Source organism: Nonomuraea guangzhouensis, from assembly GCF_019396345.1.
Classification (GTDB): Bacteria; Actinomycetota; Actinomycetes; order Streptosporangiales; family Streptosporangiaceae; genus Nonomuraea; species Nonomuraea guangzhouensis.
On the sequence record NZ_JAHKRM010000101.1, the window covers coordinates 1 to 2,949 of the forward strand.

The following is a 2,949-nucleotide window of genomic DNA, read 5'->3' on the forward strand; positions in this document are numbered from 1 at the left end:
GACCGCGGTCCGCCCGAGGCGGGCCGCGGTCGCTCGCGTCCAGGTGCGCCGGGCAGCGGTCATCGCGGTTCGCCCGGCGCGGTCGCCCGCGTCCGGGCACGCCGACGGTCCGAGGCACCGGGCCGCAGTGATCAGCGGCCCGGGCGCGCCGGGCTGCTCAGTCCCGCAGGCGTCGGCGGTCGGGCCGCAGTGATCGGTGGTCCGGGCGGGCCGGGTCGCGCTAGTCGATCCCGTCCGCGACGACCACGTGGGCGCCGATCTCGATCATCCGGCGCTCGCTGCGTGAGTCCGCCACCCGGGCCATGAGGATGGGCGCCCCGCTCGCCGCGAACTGCGGCAACCGGGCGCGGGCCCCGCGGTGCAGGTCGCGGACCACGTCCTCGGCGGCCGACATGTGCACCTTCACGTGCAGCATGATCCCCACCGCCCCCGAGGCGGTGCGCGCCTCGGAGATCCAGACGTGGTGCACGAGCGGGTAGTCCATCAGCAGGTTCCCGATCGCCAGCCGCAGGGCGGGCAGGATCGGGTGCGTGCACCGCCGGTAACCGGGGTCGACCTGCTGCATGGGCCCCGACAGGTGCGGTCGCGGCGCCGGGATCCACGGCAGCGCGGGCGCGTCCGCCGAAGGCGGTGCCACCTGCGCGAGCGCGGCTCCCCGTGACACCGTGGCCATCGCGCCCGTCGCGTACGCGGCGGGGACGGCTCCCGACAGCACCGGATGGGGTCCCGAACGCGTCGAGGCGAGGAAGCGCTGCAGATCGTCGATGGGCACGGCCGCAGCGGCGGGCCCCGCCGCGTCGATCACGATCTCCCGCACGCCCGTGACGCGCTGGATGTCGAGGATCGTGTCCGGATCGCAGGCGGAGAGGGAGTGACTGCCGCGGTGCCGGGCGTACGTAGCCGCGCCCGTGTATCCGAGCAGCACTCTGTCGCCGGCCTGGGTCGTACCCAGGACGACTGAACGGTCTGGTCGCACTGCCACCAGAACCCCACCATCAGCGAGCGCCGCCAGCAGGCGATGTGGATTGCCATGCTGGGCGAGCACGTCGGCAAGCGCAGGATTCCCGATGCTCATATGACGAACCATAGGTAGTCGGTCACGGCTTATCAGGCTAATAGCCAAGAAATCCCCCGATCAAGACAAAGATGCGAGCAGTGTGGATGACTTTGCGGGACGCGGGGTATGGCGGCGGCTGTCTCAGATCCTGGGTCCCTCGTGAACACATTCACAAGCGCGGATAGACTCGGAGCGATCCGAGGGGCCCGGAGACGTGTCCCTCAACACCCGCCCGCCTGCCCCTAAGGATCCACTTCCATGAGCAAGCCCGTCGTACTGGTCGCAGAGGAGCTGTCAGAGGCAGGCCTCGCCGTACTCGCCAACGATTTCGAGGTCCGCCACACCGATGGCGCCGACCGCTCGCAACTCCTGCCCGCGCTCGCCGACGTGGACGCGCTCATCGTCCGCTCCGCCACGCAGGTCGACGCCGAGGCCATCGCCGCGGCGCCCAAGCTGCGCGTGGTCGCCCGGGCCGGTGTCGGTCTCGACAACGTCGACGTCGAGGCGGCCACCAAGGCCGGTGTGATGGTGGTCAACGCCCCGACCTCCAACATCACCAGCGCCGCCGAGCAGACCATCGCGCTCATCCTGGCCAGCGCCCGCAACACGGCTCAGGCGCACGCCGCGCTGAAGAACGGCGAGTGGAAGCGGTCCAAGTACACCGGTGTCGAGCTCGACGAGAAGGTCGTCGGCATCCTGGGTCTGGGCAAGATCGGTCAGCTCGTGGCGCAGCGCCTGCAGCCGTTCGGCGTCGAGCTGATCGCCTACGACCCCTACCTGCCGCCGGCCCGCGCCGACCAGATGGGCGTCAAGCTGGTCAGTCTCGAAGAGGTCATCAAGCAGGCCGACTTCATCACCGTGCACCTGCCCAAGTCCAAGGAGACGCTCGGGCTCATCGGTGACAAGGAGCTGCACGAGGTCAAGCCGTCGGTGCGGATCGTCAACGTGGCCCGCGGCGGCATCGTGGACGAGGGCGCGCTCTACTCGGCGATCAAGGAGGGTCGCGTCGCCGGGGCCGGCATCGACGTGTTCTCCAAGGAGCCCTGCACCGACAGCCCGCTGTTCGAGCTCGACCAGGTCGTCGTCACGCCGCACCTGGGCGCCTCCACCCACGAGGCCCAGGAGAAGGCCGGCACCCAGGTCGCGCGGAGCGTCAAGCTCGCCCTCGCCGGCGAGTTCGTGCCCGACGCGGTGAACGTCCAGGGCGGAGCGGTCGCCGAGGACGTCAAGCCGGGCCTGCCGCTGGCCGAGAAGCTGGGCCGCGTCTTCACCGCGCTGGCGGGCGAGGTCGCCACCAAGCTCGACGTCGAGGTGCGCGGCGAGATCGCCTCGCAGGACGTGCGGGTCCTCGAGCTGGCCGCGCTCAAGGGCATCTTCACCGACGTGGTCGAGGACTCGGTCACGTACGTGAACGCGCCGCTCCTGGCCAAGGACCGCGGGATCTCCGTCAACCTGGTGACCAGCTCCGACAGCCCCGACTGGCGCAACGTGGTCACCGTGCGCGGTGTGCTCGCCGACGGCCGCCGCGTCTCGGTCTCGGGCACGCTGTCCGGCCCCCGGCAGATCACGAAGATCGTCGAGGTCAACGGCTACGAGATGGAGATCGAGCCGACCGCGCACCTGTCGTTCTTCACCTACGTCGACCGGCCCGGCATCGTCGGCGTCGTCGGCCGCCTCCTCGGCGAGCACGGCGTCAACATCGCCTCGATGCAGGTGGCCCGCGACGCCAAGGGCGGCAACGCGCTGATCGCGCTGACGGTCGACTCGGCCATCCCGGCCGAGGTGGTCGAGCAGATCATCACCGAGATCGGCGCCGACAGCGGCCGCTCGGTCGACCTGGAGGACTGACCCGCCCCGTACCAGGACCAACGGCTGCCGCTCTCGCGGCAGCC

3 protein-coding genes are annotated in these 2,949 nt (G+C 70.7%); 2 read left to right on the top strand and 1 reads right to left on the bottom strand.

Annotated elements, in window-relative coordinates:
* Nucleotides 1–193: hypothetical protein (locus tag KME78_RS63535; protein ID WP_219539936.1), on the top strand; the 193-nt coding region annotated here is incomplete at its 5' end.
* A 27-nt stretch (nt 194–220) separates the two neighbouring features.
* Here KME78_RS63535 and KME78_RS63540 read toward each other — a convergent pair.
* Entirely contained in the window at nt 221–1,075 is an 855-nt protein-coding gene (locus tag KME78_RS63540; RefSeq protein WP_219539937.1) for a hypothetical protein, read from the bottom strand.
* Between the two features lie 240 nt (nt 1,076–1,315).
* Between KME78_RS63540 and serA the strand changes: the two genes are divergently transcribed.
* Complete coding sequence (serA, locus tag KME78_RS63545; RefSeq protein WP_219539938.1) at nt 1,316–2,905, top strand: phosphoglycerate dehydrogenase; 1,590 nt, start codon at nt 1,316–1,318, stop codon at nt 2,903–2,905.
* Nucleotides 2,906–2,949: the final 44 nt, after the last annotated feature.